We start from the raw sequence: 445 nt of genomic DNA, 5'->3' as shown, positions 1-445 counted from the left end.
GTGCACTTCGGGATGTTCTGCGAGCGCGGCGTCCGAGTCGAGCCCGGAGAGGTGGACGCCGCGCTCGCAGAACATCCCGAAGTGCACGGCGTCGCGACGAACTTCGTCGACGGTCGGTTGGTGGCGTACGTGTGCGGCGGGTATCCGTCCCCGAGCCACCTGCGGGATTGGCTCGCCGAGCGGCTTCCGCGGCACCTGGTTCCCGACCGGATGGTGGTCCTCGAATCCCTGCCGCTGATGCCGAGCGGCAAACTCGACCGGGTGGCGCTGGCCGGGATGACGTCGCTACTCGACGACGCCGGCGGTCGTGCCGTGCACGGGCCCCTCGAGAAGCTGATCGCCGAGGCCATGGGTGAACTCCTCGGCGTGGAGATACGGGACGCGTCCGCTGACATCTTCGAGAGCGGAGGCGATTCGCTCGGTGCGTCGCAGCTCGCCGCACGCA

The 445-nt window shown here is 69.2% G+C and carries 1 protein-coding gene; it reads left to right on the top strand.

Annotated features, from left to right (window positions below; genetic code table 11):
• Positions 1–445: AMP-binding enzyme (locus AC07RN_RS21250; protein WP_478337258.1), on the top strand; the 445-nt coding region annotated here is incomplete at both ends.

It is taken from the genome of Lelliottia sp. GFLA7, assembly GCF_056490165.1.
The sequence above is the reverse complement of the archived record's forward strand: the minus strand, read 5'-3'. Positions and strand labels throughout refer to the sequence as shown.